Genomic DNA, 22,441 nt, shown 5'->3' with positions numbered 1-22,441 from the left:
CTTCGGATGTCCACCACCCGAAGTAGCCAAGAAGCCGAAGGGCACCTCCGTGAGCGCCAACCTTCCTCCCGTTCTCGGCTCCGCTCGGACGGGGGAGACCCCACTGGCGGCCGTCGTCGTTCTCGCCGCGGGTGAGGGAACCCGCATGAAATCGGCGACCCCCAAGGTCCTCCACGCCCTCTGCGGGCGGTCCCTCGTCGGGCATGTCGTCGCCGCCTCCCGCGAGCTGGACCCCGAGCACCTCGTCGTCGTCGTGGGCCACGCCCGTGACCAGGTCCGGGCGCATCTGACCGAGATCGACCCGTCGGTCCGTACCGCGGTGCAGCACGAGCAGAACGGCACCGGGCACGCCGTGCGGATGGGGCTGGAGGAGCTGACCGCCGGCGGTGCGGCGCTGGACGGGACCGTCGTGGTGGTGTGCGGGGACACACCGTTGCTGACGGGGGAGACGCTGCGCCGCCTCAGTGAGACGCATGCCGCGGACGGCAACGCCGTGACGGTGCTCTCCGCCGAGGTGCCGGACGCGACGGGTTACGGCCGGATCGTGCGGGACGGCGCCAACGGCGCGGTGACGGAGATCGTCGAGCACAAGGACGCGAGTCCGGCGCAGCGGGCGATCCGGGAGATCAATTCCGGGGTGTTCGCGTTCGACGCGCGGTTGCTGGCCGAGGCGCTGGGCAAGGTGCGGACGGACAACAGTCAGGGTGAGGAGTACCTCACGGATGTGCTGGGGATTCTGCGGGAGGCCGGGCACCGGGTGGGTGCGGCGGTGGCCGGGGATCACCGGGAGATTCTGGGGATCAACAATCGTGTGCAGTTGGCGCAGGCGCGGCGGTTGTTGAACGAGCGGCTGTTGGAGCGGGCGATGCTCGCGGGTGTGACGGTGGTGGATCCGGCGTCGACGTGGGTGGATGTGTCGGTGGCGTTCGGTGCGGATGCGGTGGTGCATCCGGGGACGCAGCTGTTGGGTGTGACGCGGGTGGCGTCGGGTGCCGAGGTGGGTCCGCATTCGCGGTTGACGGACACGGTCGTGGGTGAGGGCGCGGTGGCGTCGTTCACGGTGGCGGAGAGTGCGGAGATCGGTGCGGGGGCGTCGGTGGGTCCGTATGCGTATTTGCGTCCGGGGACGGTGCTGGGGGCGAAGGCGAAGGCCGGCACGTATGTGGAGATGAAGAACGCGTCGATCGGTGAGGGGACGAAGGTTCCTCATCTGTCGTATGTGGGGGATGCGACGATCGGTGAGTACACCAATATCGGCGCGGCGAGTGTCTTTGTGAATTACGACGGTGAGGCGAAGCATCACACCACGGTCGGTTCGCATTGCAAGACGGGGTCGGACAACATGTTTGTGGCTCCTGTCACGATCGGGGACGGCGCGTACACCGCGGCGGGTTCGGTCATCACCAAGGATGTGCCCCCGGGTTCGTTGGCGGTCGCGCGTGGCCAGCAGCGGAATATCGAGGGTTGGGTCGCGCGTAAGCGGCCCGGGAGTGCCGCCGCGCAGGCTGCTTCTTCCGCTCGCCAGGAGTCCGAGGGCGAGCGCTGACCGTGCCGTGGTGCGCCGTGCGGGGCGTACCGTGTTGAGCGCACGCAAACAGGAATTCGAGGAGATTTGCTGTGACCGGGATCAAGACGACCGGCGAGAAGAAGCTGATGCTCTTCTCCGGACGTGCCCACCCCGAGCTGGCCGAGGAGGTCGCGCACCAGCTGGGTGTCGGCCTGGTCCCGACGAAGGCGTTCGACTTCGCCAATGGTGAGATCTACGTCCGTTACCAGGAATCGGCGCGTGGCGCGGACTGCTTTCTGATTCAGAGCCACACGGCTCCGATCAATAAGTGGATCATGGAACAGCTGATCATGATTGATGCGTTGAAGCGGGCTTCGGCCCGGAGCATCACCGTGGTCGTGCCGTTCTACGGTTATGCGCGTCAGGACAAGAAGCACCGTGGCCGTGAGCCGATTTCGGCGCGGCTGATCGCGGATCTGATGAAGACGGCGGGTGCGGACCGTATCGTCACGGTCGATCTGCACACGGATCAGATCATGGGCTTCTTCGACGGTCCGGTGGACCATCTGTTCGCGCTGCCGGTGCTGGCGGATTACGTGGGCGCGAAGGTGGACCGCAACAAGCTCACCGTTGTCTCGCCGGACGCGGGTCGGGTGCGGGTGGCGGACCGTTGGTGTGACCGTCTGGGTGCGCCGCTGGCGATCGTGCACAAGCGCCGTGACAAGGACGTGGCGAATCAGGTCACCGTCCATGAGGTGGTCGGCGATGTGAAGGACCGGGTGTGTGTCCTGGTCGACGACATGATCGACACGGGTGGCACGATCTGTGCCGCGGCGGATGCGCTGTTCGCCAATGGTGCGGCGGATGTGATCGTGACGGCGACGCATGGCGTGCTGTCGGGTCCGGCGGCGGACCGGCTGAAGAATTCGAAGGTGAGCGAGTTCGTGTTCACGAATACGCTGCCGACGCCTTCGGAGCTGGAGCTGGACAAGATCACGGTGCTGTCGATGGCGCCGACGGTGGCGCGGGCGATCCGTGAGGTGTTCGAGGACGGTTCGGTGACGAGCCTGTTCGACGAGCAGTGAGGCGCTGATCGGCGTCGGTGCTGATCGGCCCATGGGCTGATCGACTTTGGGGCGGCCTCCCGGCCGGGTAGACTCACGGAGTTGCTCGGCGAGGGAGGCCGCACCTGTGTGTGCGGCGGTCCGTTATCGACGCGCTCTTCGTAGCAGGTCTGTCGTGGGCCGGGTAACGGCCAGCGTTTTCCTGAGATACGAGGAGTGCAGTCATGGCTGAGGTCAAGCTCACCGCCCAGGTTCGTACCGAGTTCGGTAAGGGTGCGGCGCGTCAGGCGCGTCGCGACAACCTGGTTCCGGCGGTCATCTACGGTCACGGCGCGGAGCCGAAGCACGTGGCCATTCACAACCACGCGCTGATGATGGCGCTGAAGACCCCGAACGTGCTGATCCGTCTGGACGTGGACGGCCAGGACGAGCTGGTCATCCCCAAGGCGGTGCAGCGTGAGGCCATCCGTGGCTTCCTGGTGCACGTGGACTTCCTGTCCGTGAAGAAGGGCGAGAAGGTCACCGTCGAGGTGCCGATCGTGACCGAGGGCGACCTGGCCCCGGGTGCGAACCTGCTGGAGCACCTGATGAACACGCTGTCGGTCGAGGCCGAGGCGACCCACCTGCCGGAGTCGGTGACGGTGTCGATCGCCGGTCTGACCGCGGGTGACTCGGTGCAGGCGAAGGATGTCGTGCTGCCGGCCGGTACGTCGCTGGCCGTCGAGGACGACGCCGTGGTGCTGCAGGTCGTCGCCGCGCAGGCGGAGGCCGCTGCGGAGTCGGCCGAGGGTGAGGGCGCGTCGGCCGAGGGCTGATCCGTCGTCCCTGCCGTCTGGTGGGACGTTTTCCAACCGCTGCCGCGCGCCTTCGGGCGCGGGGTGGCGGTTGGGTTGTTTCGTGGCCCGTTGTGGTGGCGGGCTGTCGGGTGCTCGGTGTGGTGCCGGGCGGATGCGGGAGTGGTGAAGATGGCGGACGCCGAGCCGTGGCTTGTGGTGGGGCTGGGTAATCCGGGTCCGGAGTATGCGGGCAATCGTCACAATGTGGGTTTCATGGTGGCGGATCTGCTGGCGGAGCGGATGCGGGGGAAGTTCAAGGCGCACAAGGCGCGGGCGCAGGTGGTGGAGGGCCGGGTGGGTCCGCCGGGGCCGGGGAGCCGTCGGGTGGTGGTGGCCAAGCCGATGTCGTTCATGAATCTGTCGGGTGGTCCGGTGTCGGCGCTGCGGGATTTCTACAAGGTGCCGGTGGGGCAGATCGTGGCGGTCCACGATGAGCTGGATATTGATTACGGTGCGTTGCGGTTGAAGCTGGGGGGTGGCGACAACGGGCACAACGGGTTGAAGTCGATCACGAAGTCGTCGGGTGCGGAGTATCACCGGGTGCGGTTCGGGATCGGGCGGCCGCCGGGGCGGATGCAGGTGGCGGATTTCGTGCTGAAGGATTTCGGTGCGGCGGAGCGCAAGGAGTTGGACTACTTCGTGGACCGTGCGGCGGATGCGGTCGAGGCGTTGATCCTGGAGGGGTTGGAGCGGGCGCAGAGCACGTACAACTCGTGAGGTGGGGGCGCGGGCCGGGGGCCGGGGTGGTCCGGGTGGGGGTTTCCGGGTGGAGTCGTAGGTTGACCGCGTGCGGGGCCATGGCCAAAGATCCCGGGCATGTCCAGAGGCAGTGTGAGCTCCAGACCGGTCAAGCGCAGTCGTACCCGGCGGGCGGGTGAGAGCGCCTTCGGGGTGGTGCTGCTCGTCAGGAACGGGCTGTTGGTGCTGGTGGCGGCGGTGTTGCTGGTGGCGGGTGGGTGGACGTCGTGGGGGTCGGCGCGGTACGCGATGGGGTTGGCGGGCCGTGAGCACGGCACGGTGAAGGTGGCGTCGTGTGATGACGAGCGGTGTGCCGGGCCGTTCGTGCCGGACGGCGGGGGCCGGCCGCGGGACCGGGTGTCGCTGGTGAAGGCGGCTTCGCCGGGTGTGGGTGAGCGGGTCACGGTGGTGCTGCGGCCGGGGGGTGAGCGTGCGGTGCGGACGGGGCCGGCGGGTGTGCTGCATGCGTGGGTGCCGTTCGCGGGGGCGTTGTTGCTGGCGGCGCTGGTGGTGGCCGGTGGGCTGCGGTGGCGGCGTACGGCGTGGGGGATGGGTCTGGCCGGGGTGGCGTTGCTGGTGGGGGCGTGGGTGGCGTTGTAGCGGTGGGGGGTGCCGCGGTATGCGTGCGGCGGTGATGAGGCGTGCTGGAAGGACGGCGGCCCGCTCCCGGTGTCGGGGGCGGGCCGCCGTGGTGTGTGCGGGGCCGGGGTGTGCCGGGCGTCGCGCGCCGGTGCCGGCCCGGGGCTCAGCCGGTGTTGCGGAGACCGGCGGCGACGCCGTTGACGGTGAGGAGCAGGGCGCGGGCGAGGACGGGGTCGGCTTCTTCGCCGCGGGCGGCGGCGGCGCGCTGGCGGGCCAGGAGGGAGACCTGGAGGTAGCTGATCGGGTCGAGGTAGGCGTCGCGGATGTGGAAGGTCTGGCGCAGTACGGGGTTGGAGTCGAGGAGTTCGCTCTCGCCGGTGACGCGGAGGACTTCCTGGACGGTGAGGGCGTGTTCGGCCTTGATGGTGTCGAAGACGTGCTGGAGGTCGTCGGGGACGAGGGTGTCGACGTAGTGCTCGGCGATCCGCAGGTCGGTCTTGGCCAGGGTCATGGTGACGTTGGACAGGAAGTTGCGGAAGAAGTGCCAGTGGGTGTGCATCTCGTCGAGGACGGTGTCGAGCCCGGCTTCGCGGGCGGCCTTGAGGCCGGTGCCGACGCCGTACCAGCCGGGGACGATCTGGCGGGACTGGGTCCAGCCGAAGACCCACGGGATGGCGCGGAGGCCGTCGAGTCCGGCGCCGGAGTCGGGCCGCCGGGAGGGGCGGGAGCCGAGGTGGAGTTCGGCGAGCTGGTCGACGGGGGTGGCGGCGAAGAAGTAGGCGGGCAGGTCGGGGTCTTCGACGAGGCGGCGGTAGGCGCCGTGGGCGGCGTCGGAGACGGTCTCCATGGCGGCGTCCCAGCGGGAGAGCGCTTCGTCGGACTGGCGGGGTTCGGTGTGCAGGGCGGAGGCCTGGAGGGTGGCCGCGACGGTCAGTTCCAGGTTCTCGCGGGCGAGCGACGGGACGAGGTACTTGTCGGAGATGACCTCGCCCTGTTCGGTGACCTTGATCTCGCCTTCGAGGGTGCCGTAGGGCTGGGCGAGGATCGCGTCGTGGGAGGGGCCGCCGCCGCGGCCGACGGTGCCGCCGCGGCCGTGGAAGAGGCGCAGCCGCACGCCGTGGCGGTGGGCGACGTCGCGCAGCAGCCGCTGGGCGCGGTGGATCTCCCACTGGCTGGTGGTGATGCCGCCGAACTTGGAGGAGTCGGAGTAGCCGAGCATGACCTCCTGGACGTCGCCGCGGAGCGCGACGAGGCGGCGGTAGGAGGGGTCGGAGAGCATTTCGTCGAGGAGCTGGTCGGCGATCCTCAGCTCGTCGGTGGTCTCCAGGAGCGGGACGATGCCGATCTTGGCCCAGCCGGCGTGGAGGTCGATGAGGCCGGCTTCGCGGGCGAGGACGGTGGCGGCGAGGACGTCGTCGGAGCCCTGGCACATGGAGATGATGTACGACTCGATGACCTCGGGGCCGAAGGTCTTCTTCGCCTTGAGGATCGTGCGGAAGACGCCGAGGGTCTTGGCGCCGGCCTCGTCGAGAGGGGCGGGGCTGGGGGCCAGGGGGCGGCGGGAGCGCAGTTCCTTGGCGAGCAGCTTGCGGCGGTACTCGCGCGGCATGTCGACGTAGCGCCAGGATTCCTCGCCGAGGCGGTCGAAGAGCTGGCCGAGGGCGTGGTGGTGGGCGTCGGCGTGTTCGCGGACGTCCATGGTGGCGAGCTGGAGGCCGAAGGCGGCGAGGGTGCGCAGGGTGCGTTCCAGGCGGCCGTCGGCGACGAGGGAGCCGCGGTGGGCGCGGAGCGACGTCTGGATGAGCGCGAGGTCGTCGAGGAGTTCGGCGGTGCCGAGGTAGTCGCGGCCGGGGACGTGGGGGGTGTCGGCGGCGAGGCGCTCGCGGGTGTTGAGGAGCTTCTGGCGGATGCAGGTCGCCTTGAGGCGGTAGGGCTCCTCGGCGTTGAGGCGCTTGTAGCGGGGGCTGATCTCGGGGAGGAGTTCGAGGTCGTTGCCGAGGGAGGTGAGCAGTTCCTCGGTGGCGCCGCTGTTGCGGATGGAGTTGGAGAGGGCGCCGCGGAGTTCGTCGATGTGCTCCAGCGCGTCGGTGATGCCGTGTTCGTGCTGGAGGATCAGGACGTCCCAGGTGACCTGCGGGGTGACGTTGGGGTTGCCGTCGCGGTCGCCGCCGATCCAGGTGCCGAAGGTGAGCGGGCGGGTGCCGGCGGGGAGCGGCGCGCCGGCGCGCTCCAGTTCGGCGGCGAGGTCTTCGAGGACGTCGCCGACGGCGCCGCGGCCGAGTTCGTCGAGGTAGTAGATGGCGTTGCGGGCCTCGTCGGTGGGCTCGGGGCGGGCGACGCGGAGTTCGTCGGTCTGCCAGATGAGGTCGATGCTCTCGGCGAGACGGAGGTCGGTGCGGCGGCGCTCGGTGGGGTCGGTGTGCTCCAGCAGCTCGGCGATCTTGCGGAGCTTGGTGAGGACGGAGCGGCGGGCGGCCTCGGTGGGGTGCGCGGTGAAGACGGGGCGTACGCCGAGGTGGGCGGCGGTCTCGCGCAGGTGCTCGGGGTCGGCGTCCTTGAGCATGTCGGCGGTGCGGCTGAGGATGCCGCCCTCCGCGGCGCGGCGGGCGCGCAGCTCGCGGCCGCGGTGGACCTGCTCGGTGACGTTGGCGAGGTGGAAGTAGGTGGAGAAGGCGCGGACCAGCTTGGCGGCGGTGGCCAGGTCGGTGGCGCCGAGGAGTTCGGCGGCGGCTTCGCCGTCGGAGCGGGTGAGGGCGCGGACCCGCTCGACGAGTTCGAGGAGTTCGGGGCCTTCCTGGCGGACGAGGGTCTCGCCGAGGAGGTCGCCCAGTCGGCGGATGTCGGCGCGCAGGGCGGTGTGGTCGCCGTTGTCGCCGGTCGTGCCCGGCTTGTCCGGCCGGCTGCTTCCGGGGGCGCTGATCTCGGCGGCGGAGGTGTTGTCGGCACTGCTCACAGGTGCGGCTCCTTGCGGCGATCGGGGCGGGGCGTCGTGCCGTGCCGGCCGGGTCCGGTGCGGTCCCGGGGCGTGGCGGGCGACGGCCCGGGAGGTGCGTCGCTTCGCGGCTCCTCGGTACCGGTGGGGGCGCGGGCGACGGGGTGCACGTCCGGGCTTGTGGGCGGGTTGCGGACCGCGCTGTCCGACGCCCACCAGGATAGGTCTCCCGTTCGGGGGGTGGTCACACCGTCCACCGGCTGGGAACGTGCCGGTCGGGCCGGGCCGCAGGTCAGGGGCGGGCCGGGGCGGGGTGCGGGTCGGGGCGGGGTGGCCGGGCGGTGCACCCCGCTGGCGGGTACGGGCCTGTCACAGCCTTGTCCGGGGCCGGTGCGCTGCCATACTTACGAAACCGTAGGTTACGGTTCCGTAGCCGTGCCCCGAGCCCCCGACGAGGGACACCACATGACCGCTGATCCGCAGACCGTCGAAGAGTCGCCCGGGCCCGCCGGCACGCCGCTGCCGTCGGCGACGCTGGGGGGTGACAGCAAGGGTTCCGTCGAGCAGATCACCCTGCTGCTGTTCATCATGGTGCCGTTCCTGGCACTGGCCGCGGCGGTGCCGCTGGCGTGGGGGTGGGGGGTGAGCTGGCTGGATCTGGGGCTGCTGGTGGTGATGTATTACGTGGGCTGCCACGGCATCACGATCGGCTTCCACCGGTACTTCACGCACGGCGCGTTCAAGGCGAAGCGGCCGCTGCGGATCACGCTGGCGATCATGGGGTCGCTGGCGGTGGAGGGGCCGCTGGTGCGCTGGGTGGCCGATCACCGCCGGCACCACAGGTTCTCCGACGCGGAGGGCGACCCGCATTCGCCGTGGCGGTACGGCGAGACGGTCCCGGCGCTGCTGAAGGGCTTGTGGTGGGCGCACATCGGCTGGATGTTCGACGAGGAGCAGACGCCGCAGCACAAGTACGCGCCGGATCTGGTGAAGGACCCGGCGCTGCGGGCGATCTCCCGGCAGTTCGTGCTGTGGACGACGGTGTCGCTGCTGCTGCCGGCGCTGATCGGCGGGGTGGCCACGATGTCCTGGCAGGGCGCGCTGTCGGCGTTCTTCTGGGGTTCGCTGGTGCGGGTGGCGCTGCTGCACCACGTGACGTGGTCGATCAACTCCATCTGCCACGCGGTGGGCAAGCGGCCGTTCCGGTCCCGGGACCGGTCGGGGAACGTGTGGTGGCTGGCGGTCCTGTCGTGCGGTGAGTCGTGGCACAACCTGCACCACGCGGACCCGACCTCCGCACGTCACGGGGTGCTGCGGGGGCAGCTGGATTCGAGTGCGCGGCTGATCCGCTGGTTCGAGAAGGCGGGCTGGGCGTACGACGTGCGGTGGCCGGACGCGTCCCGCATCGATGCCCGGCGCAGGGACAGGACCGCCCAGGCGGCATGATTGTCTGGTGGCGATCGACGGCAGCAGCGTGAGCAACGGCAACAAGGGCAAGGCTTCCTCCTCCGGCGGGGGTGGGAGGCGGCCCCGGCGGGTCCGGATGACGGGCGCCGAGCGCCGTGAGCAACTGCTCGACATCGGCCGCACCCTCTTCGCCGAGCGGGGCTTCGAGGGCACGTCGGTGGAGGAGATCGCCGCGAAGGCGGGCGTCTCCAAGCCGGTGGTGTACGAGCACTTCGGCGGCAAGGAGGGGCTGTACGCCGTGGTCGTCGACCGCGAGATGCGTCAGCTCCTGGACATGGTGACGGGCGCGCTGACCGCCGGGCATCCGAGGGAGCTGCTGGAGCAGGCGGCGTTCGCCCTCCTCGACTACATCGAGACGTTCACGGATGGCTTCCGCATCCTGGTGCGGGACTCCCCCGTCGCCCAGTCGACGGGCACCTTCGCGTCGCTGATCAGCGATATCGCCACGCAGGTGGAGGACATCCTGGGCCTGGAGTTCAAGGCCCGCGGTTTCGATCCGAAGCTGGCGCCGCTGTACGCGCAGGCGCTGGTCGGCATGGTCGCGCTGACCGGCCAGTGGTGGCTGGACGTCCGCAAGCCGAAGAAGGCGGAGGTCGCCGCCCATCTGGTGAATCTCGCCTGGCACGGTCTGGACGGTCTGGAGGCCAAGCCGCGCCTGGTGGGCCACCGCAAGAACTGAGGCCGCACCGGGGGCGGCGGCCGGTACTGTACGAGGTCCGTACAGCACCGGAGGCCGCCGTGAGCGCTCAGTCCGACAGTCCCTACGGGCCGCTGCTGCCCATGCCCGAGCTCACGCCTGACGCACTGCGGGCGGCGGTCGCCCGTATCACCCCGAGCCGGATCCCGGCGTTGACCCAGCATCTCTTCGAGGCCACGACGAACGCGCAGCAAACGCAGAGCCTCGCACCCTTGCGGGCCTTCGTTCATTCGTGGGCGGTCTTCGTCGCGATCGAACGCCACCCGGAGCGCGCTGCCCGCCTGCACCATCTGGAGCGGATCGTGGCGGACGGCGAGCAGGACCCCTCCGACGCCATTGCCGAGATCCGCCGGATCCGGGAGGCGGCAGAGGCGGAGGCCCAGCTGTGACGGACTGGGCATGGGACTGCAACCCGAGCGCCGAATACGTCACCGAAGGGCTGCCGCCGGGCGTCGTGGCCGAGGTCGAGCGGCTGACAACCGAGTTGGCCGCGCTGGGCCCGGAGGCGGCGAAGGTCGGCCGCCCCTTCGACCGGGAGGGTGGCCTCCGGGAGTTCGACCTGATGCGCGGACGCGGCTTCCTCAGCTTTCTCGCCGTGCCCCGTCACCGGTGCGTCTACGTCTGCAACGTCACCTGGTACGGCTGACAGCGGGCGTCGCTCCGCCCCGGACGTCCGGGGCAGTCGGTCAGTCGGTCAGTCGGTCAGTCGGTCAGTCGGCCGCGGTCTGCCCCTCCTCTTCCGCCAGGAATTCCAGCCGGTTGCCCGCCGGGTCGAGGGCGAAGCACCGGCGGACGCCCGGCAGGGCGGCATCCCGGGTGACGGGGACGCCCGCGGCGGTCAGCCGGGCGGCGAAGGCGTCGGCGTCGGGGACGCGGAAGGCCGCGTGGGCCTTGGCGGACGGGCGGTGATCCGGGTCGGTGCCGAGGTGGAGTCGGGCGGTGCCGGCCTCGAACCAGCAGCCGCCGCGCGCGGCGAGCGGCTCCGGCTTGGGTACTTCGGTCATCCCGAGGACCCCCGTGTAGAAGGCCCGCAGTGCGGGTTCGCTGCCCGGGGGCGCGGCCAGCTGGACGTGGTCGAGGCCGGTGATCATGGCGTTCCTCCTGGTGGGCGGCGGCTATCGGCGGCGGGCCACGGCGAAGATGCGGCGGAAGGGGAAGGGCGTGCCGTGGCGGCCGACCGGATAGGCCGCGCGGAGCAGGTCGCGGTACTCGGCGAGGAACTCCTCGCGGGCGGGCGGATCGTCGGCGAGGGCGGTGAGCACGGGGCGCAGGGCGGTGCCCTTGACCCAGTCGAGGACGGGGTCCTCGCCCTGGAGCAGGTGGATGTAGGTGGTCTCCCAGACGTCGGCGGTGCAGCCGAGGTCGGTGAGGCGGTCGAGGTAGTCGACGGGTTCGAGGACGTGGACGGAGCGGGTGGCGTGGCCGCCGAGGCGGTCGCGCCATCGCGGGGCGCCGCACACCTCGTTCAGCAGGGTGTGGCTGGGGGCGGTGAAGTTGCCGGGGACCTGGAAGGCGAAGGTGCCGCCGGGGGTGAGGGCGTCGATCCAGCGGCCGAAGGATGCGGGGTGGTGGGGGACCCACTGGAGGGCGGCGTTGGAGACGATCAGGTCGAAGTGCTCGGCGGGGGCCCAGTCGGTGGCGTCGGCGGTGGTGAAGTCGAGGCGGCCGCCGCCGGGGGTGGGCCCGGCGAGGGCGGCGGCCTCGGCCAGCATCTGGGGGGAGTTGTCGAGGCCGGTGATGTGGGCGTCGGGCCAGCGGTCGGCGAGGAGGGCGGTGACGTTGCCGGCGCCGCAGCCGAGGTCGGCGATCCGGGCGGGGCGCGCGGGCGGCTCGGGCACCCGGGCGAGGAGGTCGTGGAAGGGACGGCTGCGGTGCGCCGCGTGACGGAGGTACTGCTGCGGGTCCCAGGTGGGCGTGTCGGGCATGGACGGTAACCCCTCTGCTGGTACGGCCGGTTCCGGGGGGCCGGGGGCCGGGACGCGTCGCCGGAGCGACGGGATCAGGCGGGCCTGCCCGGTAGCACCGGAAGATATATCTCTACGTCGAGATAGTTGATGTCGAGAAGCCTCATGTCAAGAGACTTCACGTCGACAGACCCCTTACACTGATCGCCATGGAGGACGAGGTCGACCGTCTGGTCGCAGCATGGCGCCGGGAGCGCCCGGACCTCGACGTGGAACCGCTTGAGGTCCTCAGCCGCGTGAGCAGGCTGGCCAGACACCTCGACCGGGCCCGTCGCCTCGCCTTCTCCGAGGTGGGACTGGAGCCCTGGGAATTCGACGTCCTCACCGCGCTCCGCCGCGCCGGGGCGCCGTACCAGCTCTCCCCCGGTGCGTTGCTCACCCAGACTCTCGTGACATCCGGCACGATGACCAACCGTATCGACCGGCTCGCCAAGAAGGACCTCGTCGAGCGGCTGCCCGACCCCAACGACCGGCGCGGCGTCCTGGTCCGCCTCACCCCCGCGGGCCGCGACAAGGCCGACGCCTCCCTGGCCGGTCTGCTCACCCAGGAGCGGGCCATCCTCGCCGAACTCTCCCGCGACCAGCGCCGCGAACTCGCCGGCCTGCTCCGGCGGTTGACGGGCCCGTTCGACAACCTTCCCGGCTGAGCGGGGCCACCGGCGGAGCTTTCGGGGAACCTTCCTGAACGCACCCGGGCCCCTCTCCCCCACCCTTCCCGTACGAGCCGGGCCAGGCCGGGCGCCTCGTTCGGGAGTCCTCCCCGAACGCACCCGGACCCTCCCCCTCCTTCAGGAACCCTCCCCGCACGAGAACTCTCACTGAACAGCGGGGGCCGCGCCGCCGGGGTCCTTGTGGCGGGCGGGCGGGGGGCGGATGCTGGCGCGCGGGCGCCGTCGGGCGGGGCGGGCGGCGCCGCAGTCCGCGTCCGTACCGGCGGCCGTGCGGGCGCCGGGCCCGACCCTGGAGGGCCGAACGATGGGCATCCGATTCGGCGGCGACTACAACCCGGAGCAGTGGCCCGAGGAGGTGTGGGCCGAGGACCTGGAGCTGATGAAGGCGGCCCGGGTCTCGGCGGTCACCGCGGGGATCTTCTCCTGGGCCCGGGTCGAGCCCCGGCCCGGGGAGTGGGACTTCGGCTGGTTCGACCGGGTCATGGACGGGCTGGCCGACGCCGGGATCGAGGTGTGCCTCGCCACGATGACCGCCTCGCCGCCGCCGTGGCTGAGCCGGGCGCACCCCGAGATCCTGCCCGAGGACGCCGACGGGCGGCGCCGCTGGCCGGGGGCCCGGCAGCACTACTGCCCCTCCAGCCCCGTCTACCGGGCGCACGCCGTCCGCCTCGTCGAACAGCTCGCCACCCGCTACGCCGGGCACCCCGCGCTCACCCTGTGGCACATCGGCAACGAATACGGCTGCCACACCCGGCAGTGCTACTGCGACGTCTCGGCCGCCGCCTTCCGGGACTGGCTGCGGGAGCGCTACGGGAGCGTCGACGCCCTCAACGACGCGTGGTCCACTGCGTTCTGGTCGCAGACGTACGGCGACTTCGCGGAGGTGCTGCCGCCGCGGACCGCACCGACCTTCCCCAACCCGGCGCAGCAGCTGGACTATCTGCGGTTCGGTGATGCCGCGCTGCGCGCCTGCTACCTCGCGGAGAAGGAGGTGCTGGCGCGGTGCGCGCCCGGGGTGCCGGTGACCACCAATCTGATGCCGCAGCACAAACCGGTCGACGCGTTCGCCTGGGCGCCGCACATGGACGTGATGGCGTTGGACTTCTATCAGGATCCCTTCCTGCCCGATGACCATCTGCGGGCGGCGTACGTCTTCGATCTGATGCGGTCGGCGCGGAGCGGGCAGCCGTGGCTGCTGCTGGAGCAGGCGCCCGGCGCGGTCAACTGGCGGCCGCGGAACGGCCCGAAACCGCCGGGCACGATGCGGCTGTGGAGCTGGCAGGCGGTGGCGCAGGGCGCGGACGCGGTGGTGTTCTTCCAGTGGCGGCAGTCGCGCGGCGGGGCGGAGAAGTTCCACTCGGCGATGGTGCCGCACGGCGGCACGGACACCCGGATCTTCCGCGAAGTGGCCGCGCTCGGGCGGGAGTTGGCGTCCGTACCGGAGATCGCTGGGACGCGGTCGCGGGCGGCGGTGGCGCTGCTGGCCGACTGGCACAGCTGGTGGGCGCTGGAGCTGGACGCCCGGCCGTCGACCGCGCCGGACCACTCGCGGCTGGCGCTGGACCACCACCGGCCGCTGTACGAGGCGGGCGTGGCGTGCGATGTCGTCCCGCCGTCGCGGGAGCTGTCCGGCTACCGGATGGTGGTGGCGCCGCAGCTGTACCTGCTGACGGAGGAGGACGCGGCGCGGCTCGCGGCGTACGTACGCGGCGGCGGGCAGCTGGTGGTGTCGTTCTTCTCCGGCATCGTGGACGCGCAGGACCGGGTGCACCCCGGTGGCTACCCGGGCCCGCTGCGGGAGCTGCTGGGCCTGCGGGTGGAGGAGTTCTGGCCGCAGCCGGAGGGCGCGGTGCTCACCCTTCAGGGTTCCTACGCGGGCCGGGCCGACCTGTGGGCGGAGGACGTCGTCCTGGCAGGCGCCGAGGCGCTCGCCCGCTTCACCGGCGGCCCGCTGGACGGCCGCCCGGCGGTGACCCGGCACCCGTACGGGCGCGGTACGGCCTGGTACGTCGCCACCCACCCGGAACCCGCGGTGCTGCGGGCGCTGCTGGACGACGTACGGGAGGCGGCGGGCGTGGCCCCGGTGGTGGCCGGGCTGCCCGCCGGGGTGCAGGCGACCGTCCGGGAAGGCGCGGCGGGGCGTTTTCTGTTCCTGCTCAACCACGGGGCGCGGACCGCCCGGGTCACGCTGCCGGAGCCGGGGCGGGTGGTGGTGTCCGACGGGGCTCCGCGGCCGGGCGCCGGGCCGGAGACGGCGGGCGGCTCCCGCTCCGCGGCCGGGCCGGGCGCCCCGGTCCACCGGCTCACCCTGGCCCCCAGGGGCGTCGCCGTCATCACCCTCCCCGGGGCCGCCGGCTGAGCCCGTCCCCGCGCGGAGGCGGTCCCCTCAACGCGAGGGAGCAGCGGCCTGGCGCCCCGCAGCCGCCGCCCCGGCCCCCGCCCGTGCCTCCACCGGGGCGGCCGGCCCGGGCACCGGCTCCGCCGGGCCGATGCCCGCCCTGCGGGCCAGGGCGACGGCGGCGAGCGTGGAGTGGACGTCGAGCTTGCCGAGGACGTTCTGCATATGGGTGCGGACGGTGTGCGGGGAGAGGAAGAGGCGTTCGGCGACGGCCTTGCGGCCCATGCCGGCGACCATGCAGCGCAGCACCTCGCGTTCGCGGGGGGTGAGCGTCTCGACGAGGCGTTCGCTCTCCGTGCGGTGGCGGCGGGCGGCGGTCAGCTCCCGCAGGACGCCGGTGAGCAGGGCGGGCGGGAGATGCGTTTCCTCGCGGAGGACGCCGCGGATCACGGCGAGCAGCCGGGAGAGGGAGCAGTCCTTGGCGACCCAGCCCTGGGCGCCCGCCTGGAGGGCGGCGGCCGCGCGGCGCGGGTCGTCGCGTTCGGCGAGGACGACGGTGCGCAGCTCCGGGTGGGCGGCGCGGACCGCCGCGGCCAGGGCGATGCCGTCGCGGGGCGGGCGCGCCGCGCCACCGCCCCGGCCCCGCGCCTGCTGGGCGGGGACGGTGGTGAGCGTGGGCGTCGCGGCGGTGAGATCGGCGTCGGCCAGCAGGACGTCGACCGGGCGGCCCTCGGCGACGGCGCGTTCGAGGGTGCGCAGCGCGGCGTGGGCGCTGCCCGCCGTCGCCACGCAGACGTCCGCCTCGGCGGCGAGCGCCGCGGCCAGCGACTCGGCGAAGATGCGGTGGCCGTCGGCCACCAGTACCCGGATGCGTTGCACGTGGACCCCCTGTCGTGGGGAACGGACCTTAGCGGGCACCGGGCCCGGGGTGAAGATCGCCGTGACCGTGCGGCCACGGCCGTGGCCGCCGCCCGGTGGGCTCGGTGTGGTGCCGGCCGGATGCCGCTCCCCCAGCTGAGCACCGGCCCCCACCGGCGCTCATCTCAGGGTACGGACGGGCGCTGCGGGCAGCGGCCCTTTGCCCAAAGTCCCGGCGCACGCGGCCGTGGCACGCTCCCCGCCCCGCGCCGGTACGTACCGGCGCGGGTGGTGCGCCGTGTTGACGCGGCCGGCCGGCGCGCGCCGGTCGGTACGTCAGGCGGCGCGGTGCGCGCCGGGTCCGGGGCGGGCGGTGAAGACGCGCGGGGCGGCGTGCCCGGCGGCGGTGAACGCCGTGTGGACGGCGTCGGCGACCTCCCGCGCCGCCGCGTCCTCGACGAGAGCGACGGCCGAGCCGCCGAAGCCGCCGCCGGTCATCCGGGCGCCGAGCGCGCCGGCGGCCAGCGCGGTGTCGACGGCGAGGTCGAGTTCGGCGCAGGAGACGGCGAAGTCGTCGCGGAGCGAGGCGTGTCCGGCGGTGAGCAGCGGCCCGGCGGCGCGGGGCTCGCCCGCGTCCAGCCGGGCGATGACCTGCCGGACGCGGTGGTTCTCGGTGACGATGTGCCGCACCAGGGGCCGTACGTCGGGGAATTCGGCCAACGCGGCGAGAGCGTCCGGAAGTTGATCGTGGGCGATGTCGCGCAGGGCGGGGATGCCGAGGTGGCGGGCGGCGCGTTCGCAGCCCGCGCGGCGCTCGGCGTAGGCGCCGTCGGCCAGGGCGTGGCGGACGCGGGTGTCGATGACGAGCAGCCGCAGCCCGTGGCCGGCGAGGTCGAAGGGGACCTGTCGGGTGGTGAGGTCGCGGGTGTCGAGGAGGAGGGCGTGGCCGGTGGTGCAGCTGGTGGCGGCCGTCTGGTCCATGATCCCGCAGGGCACGCCGACGAAGGCGTTCTCGGCGCGCTGTGCCAGCCGGGCCAGCTCCTGCCGGTCGAGCCCGAGTCCGTACAGCCCGTCGAGGGCGAGGGCGGTGGCGACCTCCAGGGCGGCGGACGAGGAGAGTCCGGCGCCGGTGGGGACGGTGGAGTCGACGTGCAGGTCGACGCCGCCGACGGGCAGCCCGGTGTCGCGCATCGCCCACACCACGCCCGCCGGGTACGCGGCCCAGCCCAGGTCCCGGCCGGGTGCGAGGGCGTCGGCCGGGACCTCGACGACGCCGCCGGGGACGTCGCCGGAGTGCAGCCGCAGCGCCCCGTCGGTGCGGGGCGCTGCGGCGGCGAGGGTGGTGTCCGTCAGGGCGAAGGGCAGCACGAAGCCGTCGTTGTAGTCGGTGTGTTCACCGATCAGGTTGACCCGGCCGGGGGCCGCCCAGACGCCGGTGGGCGCGGTGCCGTACACGGCGCGGAAGGCCGCGTCGGTGCGGGCCGCGCCGTGCGGCGGGGCGGTCGGGTCGGCGGCTTCGTGCGCGGGCATCAGGACTCCTTCGTCCGGGTGGTGCGGCGGGCGAACTCCCAGGCGTCCGCGATGATTCCGGCCAGGTCGGCGCGGGTGGGGCGCCAGCCGAGGCGGTCGGTGGCGGTCCGCGCGGAGGCGACGAGGACGGCCGGGTCTCCGGGGCGGCGGCCGGCGAGGACCTCGGGGATCGGGTGGCCGGTGACCTTGCGGACGGTGTCGATGACCTCGCGGACGGAGAAGCCGTTGCCGTTGCCGAGGTTGCAGATGAGGTGTTCGCCGGGGCGGACGTGGGGGCGGGGTGCGTCGTCGGCCGTCTCCGCGACCGTGCTCAGCGTCGCCTCCAGCGCCAGCAGATGGGCCTCGGCGAGGTCGGCGACGTGGATGTAGTCGCGGATGCAGGTGCCGTCGGGGGTCGGGTAGTCGTCGCCGTAGACGGAGATCGTCTCGCGGCGGCCCTGGGCGACCTGGAGGACGAGCGGGATGAGGTGCGACTCGGGGTCGTGGCGTTCGCCGCAGTCGCCGTACGCGCCGGCGACGTTGAAGTACCGCAGCGAGACGGCGGCCAGGCCGTGGGCGGCCGCCTCGCCGCCGATGAGGTGGTCGACGGCGAGCTTGCTCGCGCCGTACGGGCTGGTCGGCGCGGTGGCGGCGGTCTCGGTGATCGGGGTGGCGGCCGGTTCGCCGTAGGTGGCGGCGGTGGAGGAGAAGACGAGGGCGCGCACGCCCGCGCCGCGCATCGCGTCGAGGAGGTCCATGGTGCCGCCGACGTTGTTGCGCCAGTACTTCGCCGGGTCCCCGACGGACTCGCCGACCTGGGAGAACGCGGCGAAGTGCAGCACCGCGTCGTACGAGGGGTCGAGGTGGCGTGCGGCGTCCTGGACGCGGCCCTCGACGAAGCGGGCGCCGGCCGGGACGGCCTCGCGGTGGCCGGTGGAGAGGTCGTCGAGGACGGTGACGTCGTGCCCGGCTTCCAGCAGATGGGCGGCGACGACGCTGCCGACATAGCCGGCACCGCCGGTGACCAGGCACTTCGCTCGGGTGGTCGGCTTGGGGGACTCCACGCTCACACTCACTTGGTCGCTACCTCTCGCAGTCGCTGGGCCGCGGCTTCCGGCGGCACATCGTTGATGAACACGTTCATGCCGGATTCGGAACCCGCGAGAAACTTCAGCTTTCCGGCGGTACGGCGAATGGTGAAGAGCTCCAGATGGAGCGCGAACTCACCGCGGTCGCCGGCGTGGACCGGCGCCTGGTGCCAGGCGGCGATGTACGGCGTGCGGGCCGCGGCGTCCGCGCCCGGCCCCTGGCCGTCACCCTCGCCGAAGATCCGGTCGAACCGGCGCAGCAGTTCCAGGTAGACCTGTGGGAACTCGGTGCGCGCCGCGTCGTCGAGCGCGGTCAGGTCGGGGACCCGGCGGCGCGGGTAGAGGTGGACCTCGTACGGCCAGTGGGCGGCGTAGGGGACGAAGGCGGTCCAGTGGTCGGTCTCCAGGACGAGGCGGACGCCGTCGGCGCGTTCGCGGGCGACGGTCTCGTCGAAGAGGTTGGCGCCGGTGGCCTCGCGGTGCGCGGCGAGCGAGGCGAGCATGCGGGCGGTGCGCGGGGTGGTGAAGGGGTACGCGTAGATCTGGCCGTGCGGGTGGCCGAGGGTGACGCCGATCTCGGCGCCACGGTTCTCGAAGCAGAAGACCTGGGCGACCTCGGGGAGCTGCTGGAGGGCGGCGGTGCGGTCGGTCCAGGCGGCGAGGACGAGGGCGGCCTGTTCCTCGGTGAGGTCGGCGAAGGACGCCTCGTGGTCGGAGGTGAAGCAGACGACCTCGCAGCGTCCGCTGTCCCCGGCGAGGGAGGGGAAGCGGTTCTCGAAGACGGCGACGTCGTAGCCGTCGGCGGGGATCTCGGAGGGGCGGCCCTCGCGCGTGGGGCAGAGCGGGCAGGCGTCGGCCGGCGGGAGGTAGGTGCGGTCCTGGCGGTGCGAGGCGATGGCGACGTGGTCGCCGAGGAGCGGGTCGCGGCGGATCTCGGAGGAGGTGGCGACCGGTGGCAGGGGGCGGCGGTCGGGGGCGGCGCGGTCGGCGTCGTCGCGGGAGTCGTAGTAGATGAGCTCCCGGCCGTCGGCCAGCCGGGTCGTCGTCTTCTTCACGGGGGCTCCTCAGCCTGCCACGCGGTCGGTGCCACCGCCTCGACCGAACACAAAAACAAACACAATGAAGCACAAGCAAACAGGGCAGTCAATACGGGATCGGGGCGCGGGGGCGGTCCGTCGCACACCCTCCACTTGGGACATAAAGCATCAAAAGCACCACAGGCCCGCCCCTTGTCCAAACTGAAACGAACACAAGTGTTCAGTTTCCGGGACCTCGCGCGTAGCTTTTTGTGCGTTCCACGTGAGCACAACGATGTGTCCTCCTGGGGGTCTCCCCCAGCCCCCGGAAATGAGTGCCCTCATGATCACCTTGGCCGAAGGGCTCAGGCTTCCCACCAACGGGCTCGATTACGCGATCCTGGCCCTCTACTTCGCCGTCGTCCTCGGCATCGGCATCGCCGCCCGGCGCAGCGTCCGTACCAGCCTGGACTTCTTCCTCTCCGGCCGGTCGCTGCCCGCCTGGGTCACCGGTCTCGCGTTCGTCGCCGCCAACCTCGGCGCCACCGAAATCCTCGGCATGGCCGCCAACGGCGCGCAGTACGGCGCCTACACCGTCCACTGGTACTGGATCGGCGCCATCCCCGCGATGGTCTTCCTGGGCCTGGTGATGATGCCGTTCTACTACGGCTCCAAGGTCCGCTCGGTCCCCGAATTCCTGCTGCACCGCTTCGGCCCGTCCTCGCACCTGCTGTCGTCGGTGATCTTCGCCGTGTCGTCGGTGCTGATCGCGGGCGTCAACCTCTACGCGATGGCGATCGTCCTCCAGGCGCTGCTGGGCTGGCCGCAGTGGGTGGCGATCGTCGTCGCCGGGTTCTTCGTCCTGGCGTACATCACGATCGGCGGGCTCTCCTCGGCGATCTACAACGAGGTGCTCCAGTTCTTCGTCATCCTCGCCGCGCTGATACCCCTGACGATCGTCGGGCTCAAGCGCGTCGGCGGCTGGCACGGGCTGACCGACTCACTGACCTCCTCGCACGGCGACGCGTTCCTCACCGCCTGGAAGGGCACCGGCATCGGCGAGGCCAACCCGCTGGGCGCCAACTGGCTGACCCTCGTCCTGGGCCTCGGCTTCGTGATGAGCTTCGGCTACTGGACGACCAACTTCGCCGAGGTGCAGCGCGCGCTGTCCGCGAAGAACCTCTCCGCCGCCAAGCGCACCCCGCTGATCGCCGCCTTCCCGAAGATCTTCATCCCGCTGGTCGTGGTCGTCCCCGGGCTGATCGCCCTGGTCATGGAGCCGACGCTCGGCAAGACCAAGGACGGGCTCCAGTACAACGACGCCATCCCGGTGCTCATGCGCGATCTGCTGCCCAACGGTGTCCTGGGCATCGCGGTGACCGGTCTGCTCGCCGCGTTCATGGCCGGTATGGCGGCGAACGTCTCGTCGTTCAACACCGTCTTCACCAACGACATCTGGGGCGCGTACCTGAAGAAGGGCCGCGAGGACGGCTACTACCTGAAGACCGGGCGGGTGGTCACCGCCGTCGGTGTGCTGATCGGCATGGGCACCGCGTTCATCGCCTCGTCCTTCAGCAACATCATGAACTACCTCCAGACGCTGTTCTCCTTCTTCAACGTCCCGCTGTTCGTCGTCTTCATCATCGGCATGTTCTGGAAGCGCACCAGCGCCGCCGCCGGGTTCTGGGGCCTGCTCTCCGGCACCGTCGCCGCGATGGTCAACTACTTCGGGCTCTACAAGCAGGGCGTCATCGACATCCCCTCCGAGCAGGGCGCCAACTTCGTCTCGTCGATCGTCGCGTTCGTGGTCGGCGCGGTGGTGATGGTCCTGGTCACCCTCGTCACCAAGCCGAAGCCGGCCGAGTCGCTCGCCGGGCTCGTCTACGGCACCAGGTCGCCGGAGATGGCCGAGGTCCCCGCCGAAGGCGACGACGCGTGGTACCGCAAGCCCGCCCTGCTGGGCTGGGGCGCGGTCGTCCTCGCCGCCCTCTGCTACGTCCCCTTCTCCTTCTGAGCCCGGGAGCCCACCATGTCCGACCACCAGCACGACGTCGCCGCCCTCGAACGCGAATCGGCGACCGCCGCCCGGCTCTTCGACGTCCGGCGCATCATCGGCGGTCTCTTCGCCGTCTACGGCGTGATCGTCACGATCGCCGGGTTCACCGCCTCCGACGCGGACCTGAAGAAGGCCCAGGGGATCAACATCAACCTCTGGACCGGCCTGGGCATGCTCGCCCTCGGCCTCTTCTTCCTGGTCTGGCTGAAGCTGCGGCCCACCGTCCCGCCGACCGCCGAGGAGCTGACCGGCGAGGCACCGGAGGACGCCCCGGCGCGCTGAACCGGCGTCCTGATCCGACGGGCCCGGAGCCGGGGGTACGCCCTCGGCTCCGGGCCCGCGTCACGCCCCCGGGTCCGCGCCCTCCGCCGCCTCCGCCGCCCGCTCCAGCAGACCGGTACGGGCCGCCAGCGCCGCCGCCTCCAGCCGCGAGCCGACCTCCAGCTTCATCAGCACCCGCTGCACATGGGTGCGCGCGGTGGACGGGGCGGTGCCCATCCCCGCCGCGATCTGCCGGGTCCCCTCGCCGTCGGCGACCCGCATCAGCACCTCGACCTCGCGCGGGGTGAGCAGCGCCAGCAGCCGCGCGCCCTCGTCGTCCGGCTCCGCCGCCGGGTGCAGCAGCTCCTCGCACGCCTGCTGGAGCAGGACCGGCGCGACGGCCACCTCACCGGCCCGCGCCTTGAGCATCGCCCGCTCCACGCCCTCGATCCGCTCGTCGTGCCGGACGTAGCCGGAGGCGCCCGCGGCGAACGCGGCGGCGATCCCCCGCGGCGACGGCACCGGGCCCAGCACCACCACCGCGATCCCCGGCCGCTCCCGCTTGATCCGGACGACCGGGTCGAACACTCCCGGCTCGGCGGGCACCGCCGTCCCCAGCAGGCACACCTCCGGGGCCCGGCTCACCACCAGCTCCGCGGCGCCGGCGCACGGCGCGGCCGCCGCCAGCACCCGGTGCCCGCGCAGTTTCAGGGCCGAGGCCAGCGCCTCGGCCAGCAGCCGGTGATCGTCGACCACCACGAGCCGTACGCCCATCCCGCGGCCCTCCTCCCGGCGCACGGGGCCCCCGCCGGGCCCACCAGTGCACGGGAAGGTACACGCTCACCGCGCCGGGCGCG

At 72.1% G+C, this 22,441-nt stretch carries 21 protein-coding genes; 13 read left to right on the top strand and 8 right to left on the bottom strand.

The window, feature by feature from the left end; all coding sequences use genetic code 11:
* The first annotated feature begins 103 nt into the window (after window positions 1-103).
* The 5 genes from glmU (at window position 104) to ACF1BH_RS20960 (ending at window position 4,745) form a co-directional block, all read left to right on the top strand.
* Window positions 104-1,546, top strand: coding sequence for a bifunctional UDP-N-acetylglucosamine diphosphorylase/glucosamine-1-phosphate N-acetyltransferase GlmU (gene glmU, locus ACF1BH_RS20980; RefSeq protein ID WP_391644567.1), 1,443 nt, complete (start codon window positions 104-106; stop codon window positions 1,544-1,546).
* A gap of 71 nt (window positions 1,547-1,617) precedes the next feature.
* The gene (locus tag ACF1BH_RS20975; RefSeq protein WP_030282120.1) at window positions 1,618-2,592 is read left to right on the top strand and encodes a ribose-phosphate diphosphokinase; all 975 of its coding nucleotides are present in this window, start codon (window positions 1,618-1,620) and stop codon (window positions 2,590-2,592) included.
* A 203-nt stretch (window positions 2,593-2,795) separates the two neighbouring features.
* Window positions 2,796-3,386 (top strand): 50S ribosomal protein L25/general stress protein Ctc, encoded by a 591-nt coding sequence (locus ACF1BH_RS20970; protein ID WP_391644235.1) that lies wholly within the window; start codon window positions 2,796-2,798, stop codon window positions 3,384-3,386.
* A 150-nt stretch (window positions 3,387-3,536) separates the two neighbouring features.
* Window positions 3,537-4,124: an aminoacyl-tRNA hydrolase gene (pth, locus tag ACF1BH_RS20965; RefSeq protein WP_391644233.1), complete on the top strand. Its 588-nt coding sequence runs from the start codon at window positions 3,537-3,539 to the stop codon at window positions 4,122-4,124.
* A 99-nt stretch (window positions 4,125-4,223) separates the two neighbouring features.
* Window positions 4,224-4,745, top strand: coding sequence for a hypothetical protein (locus tag ACF1BH_RS20960; protein WP_391644231.1), 522 nt, complete (start codon window positions 4,224-4,226; stop codon window positions 4,743-4,745).
* A gap of 145 nt (window positions 4,746-4,890) precedes the next feature.
* Here ACF1BH_RS20960 and ppc read toward each other — a convergent pair whose 3' ends face one another.
* Window positions 4,891-7,680: a phosphoenolpyruvate carboxylase gene (gene ppc / locus ACF1BH_RS20955; protein ID WP_391644229.1), complete on the bottom strand. Its 2,790-nt coding sequence runs from the start codon at window positions 7,678-7,680 to the stop codon at window positions 4,891-4,893.
* A gap of 444 nt (window positions 7,681-8,124) precedes the next feature.
* Here ppc and ACF1BH_RS20950 point away from each other — a divergent pair, with 444 nt between their 5' ends.
* From ACF1BH_RS20950 to ACF1BH_RS20935, 4 genes are read left to right on the top strand one after another with little or no spacing between them, the layout of a single operon-like run.
* A complete protein-coding gene (locus ACF1BH_RS20950; RefSeq protein WP_391644227.1) occupies window positions 8,125-9,105 on the top strand; it encodes an acyl-CoA desaturase in 981 nt (326 codons plus the stop codon).
* The gene (locus tag ACF1BH_RS20945; RefSeq protein ID WP_391644225.1) at window positions 9,068-9,805 is read left to right on the top strand and encodes a TetR family transcriptional regulator; all 738 of its coding nucleotides are present in this window, start codon (window positions 9,068-9,070) and stop codon (window positions 9,803-9,805) included. The genes ACF1BH_RS20950 and ACF1BH_RS20945 overlap by 38 nt, the downstream gene beginning before the upstream one ends.
* 59 nt (window positions 9,806-9,864) lie before the next feature.
* On the top strand, window positions 9,865-10,212 hold the full coding sequence (locus ACF1BH_RS20940; protein WP_391644223.1) for a DUF6247 family protein: 348 nt from the start codon (window positions 9,865-9,867) through the stop codon (window positions 10,210-10,212).
* Window positions 10,209-10,469: a hypothetical protein gene (locus ACF1BH_RS20935; RefSeq protein WP_391644221.1), complete on the top strand. Its 261-nt coding sequence runs from the start codon at window positions 10,209-10,211 to the stop codon at window positions 10,467-10,469. The genes ACF1BH_RS20940 and ACF1BH_RS20935 overlap by 4 nt, the downstream gene beginning before the upstream one ends.
* 64 nt (window positions 10,470-10,533) lie before the next feature.
* On the opposite strand, the gene ACF1BH_RS20930 is transcribed toward ACF1BH_RS20935, so the two are convergent.
* Together ACF1BH_RS20930 and ACF1BH_RS20925 are read right to left on the bottom strand one after the other, a co-directional pair.
* Window positions 10,534-10,914, bottom strand: coding sequence for a VOC family protein (locus tag ACF1BH_RS20930; protein ID WP_391644219.1), 381 nt, complete (start codon window positions 10,912-10,914; stop codon window positions 10,534-10,536).
* Window positions 10,915-10,938: 24 nt separating this feature from the next.
* Window positions 10,939-11,748, bottom strand: coding sequence for a trans-aconitate 2-methyltransferase (locus ACF1BH_RS20925; protein WP_391644217.1), 810 nt, complete (start codon window positions 11,746-11,748; stop codon window positions 10,939-10,941).
* A gap of 188 nt (window positions 11,749-11,936) precedes the next feature.
* On the opposite strand from ACF1BH_RS20925, the gene ACF1BH_RS20920 reads away from it, so the two are divergent.
* Together ACF1BH_RS20920 and ACF1BH_RS20915 are read left to right on the top strand one after the other, a co-directional pair.
* Window positions 11,937-12,434: a MarR family winged helix-turn-helix transcriptional regulator gene (locus ACF1BH_RS20920; protein WP_030282103.1), complete on the top strand. Its 498-nt coding sequence runs from the start codon at window positions 11,937-11,939 to the stop codon at window positions 12,432-12,434.
* Between the two features lie 328 nt (window positions 12,435-12,762).
* A complete protein-coding gene (locus ACF1BH_RS20915) occupies window positions 12,763-14,817 on the top strand; it encodes a beta-galactosidase (RefSeq protein ID WP_391644215.1) in 2,055 nt (684 codons plus the stop codon).
* Between the two features lie 27 nt (window positions 14,818-14,844).
* Here the strand turns inward: ACF1BH_RS20915 and ACF1BH_RS20910 are convergent, their stop codons facing one another.
* From ACF1BH_RS20910 to galT, 4 genes are all read right to left on the bottom strand, one after another.
* Window positions 14,845-15,675, bottom strand: a complete 831-nt coding sequence (locus tag ACF1BH_RS20910; protein WP_391644213.1) for a LuxR C-terminal-related transcriptional regulator — start codon at window positions 15,673-15,675, stop codon at window positions 14,845-14,847.
* A gap of 315 nt (window positions 15,676-15,990) precedes the next feature.
* Window positions 15,991-17,184 carry a galactokinase gene (gene galK, locus ACF1BH_RS20905; protein WP_391644211.1) on the bottom strand — a complete coding sequence of 398 codons (1,194 nt, stop codon included), beginning with the start codon at window positions 17,182-17,184 and terminating at the stop codon, window positions 15,991-15,993.
* Complete coding sequence (gene galE, locus ACF1BH_RS20900) at window positions 17,184-18,233, bottom strand: UDP-glucose 4-epimerase GalE (protein ID WP_391644565.1); 1,050 nt, start codon at window positions 18,231-18,233, stop codon at window positions 17,184-17,186. The genes galK and galE overlap by 1 nt, the downstream gene beginning before the upstream one ends.
* Window positions 18,234-18,235: 2 nt before the next feature.
* The gene (galT, locus tag ACF1BH_RS20895; RefSeq protein ID WP_391644209.1) at window positions 18,236-19,306 is read right to left on the bottom strand and encodes a galactose-1-phosphate uridylyltransferase; all 1,071 of its coding nucleotides are present in this window, start codon (window positions 19,304-19,306) and stop codon (window positions 18,236-18,238) included.
* A 304-nt stretch (window positions 19,307-19,610) separates the two neighbouring features.
* Here galT and ACF1BH_RS20890 point away from each other — a divergent pair, with 304 nt between their 5' ends.
* Complete coding sequence (locus ACF1BH_RS20890; RefSeq protein WP_391644207.1) at window positions 19,611-21,281, top strand: sodium:solute symporter family protein; 1,671 nt, start codon at window positions 19,611-19,613, stop codon at window positions 21,279-21,281.
* Window positions 21,282-21,296: 15 nt separating this feature from the next.
* A complete protein-coding gene (locus tag ACF1BH_RS20885) occupies window positions 21,297-21,605 on the top strand; it encodes a hypothetical protein (RefSeq protein ID WP_391644205.1) in 309 nt (102 codons plus the stop codon).
* Between the two features lie 60 nt (window positions 21,606-21,665).
* Here the strand turns inward: ACF1BH_RS20885 and ACF1BH_RS20880 are convergent, their stop codons facing one another.
* On the bottom strand, window positions 21,666-22,358 hold the full coding sequence (locus ACF1BH_RS20880) for a response regulator transcription factor (RefSeq protein WP_391644203.1): 693 nt from the start codon (window positions 22,356-22,358) through the stop codon (window positions 21,666-21,668).
* Between the last annotated feature and the right edge of the window lie 83 nt (window positions 22,359-22,441).

Source organism: Streptomyces sp. NPDC014733, assembly GCF_043083385.1.
GTDB lineage: Bacteria > Actinomycetota > Actinomycetes > Streptomycetales > Streptomycetaceae > Streptomyces.
This window is presented reverse-complemented; position numbering and strand designations above follow the sequence as displayed.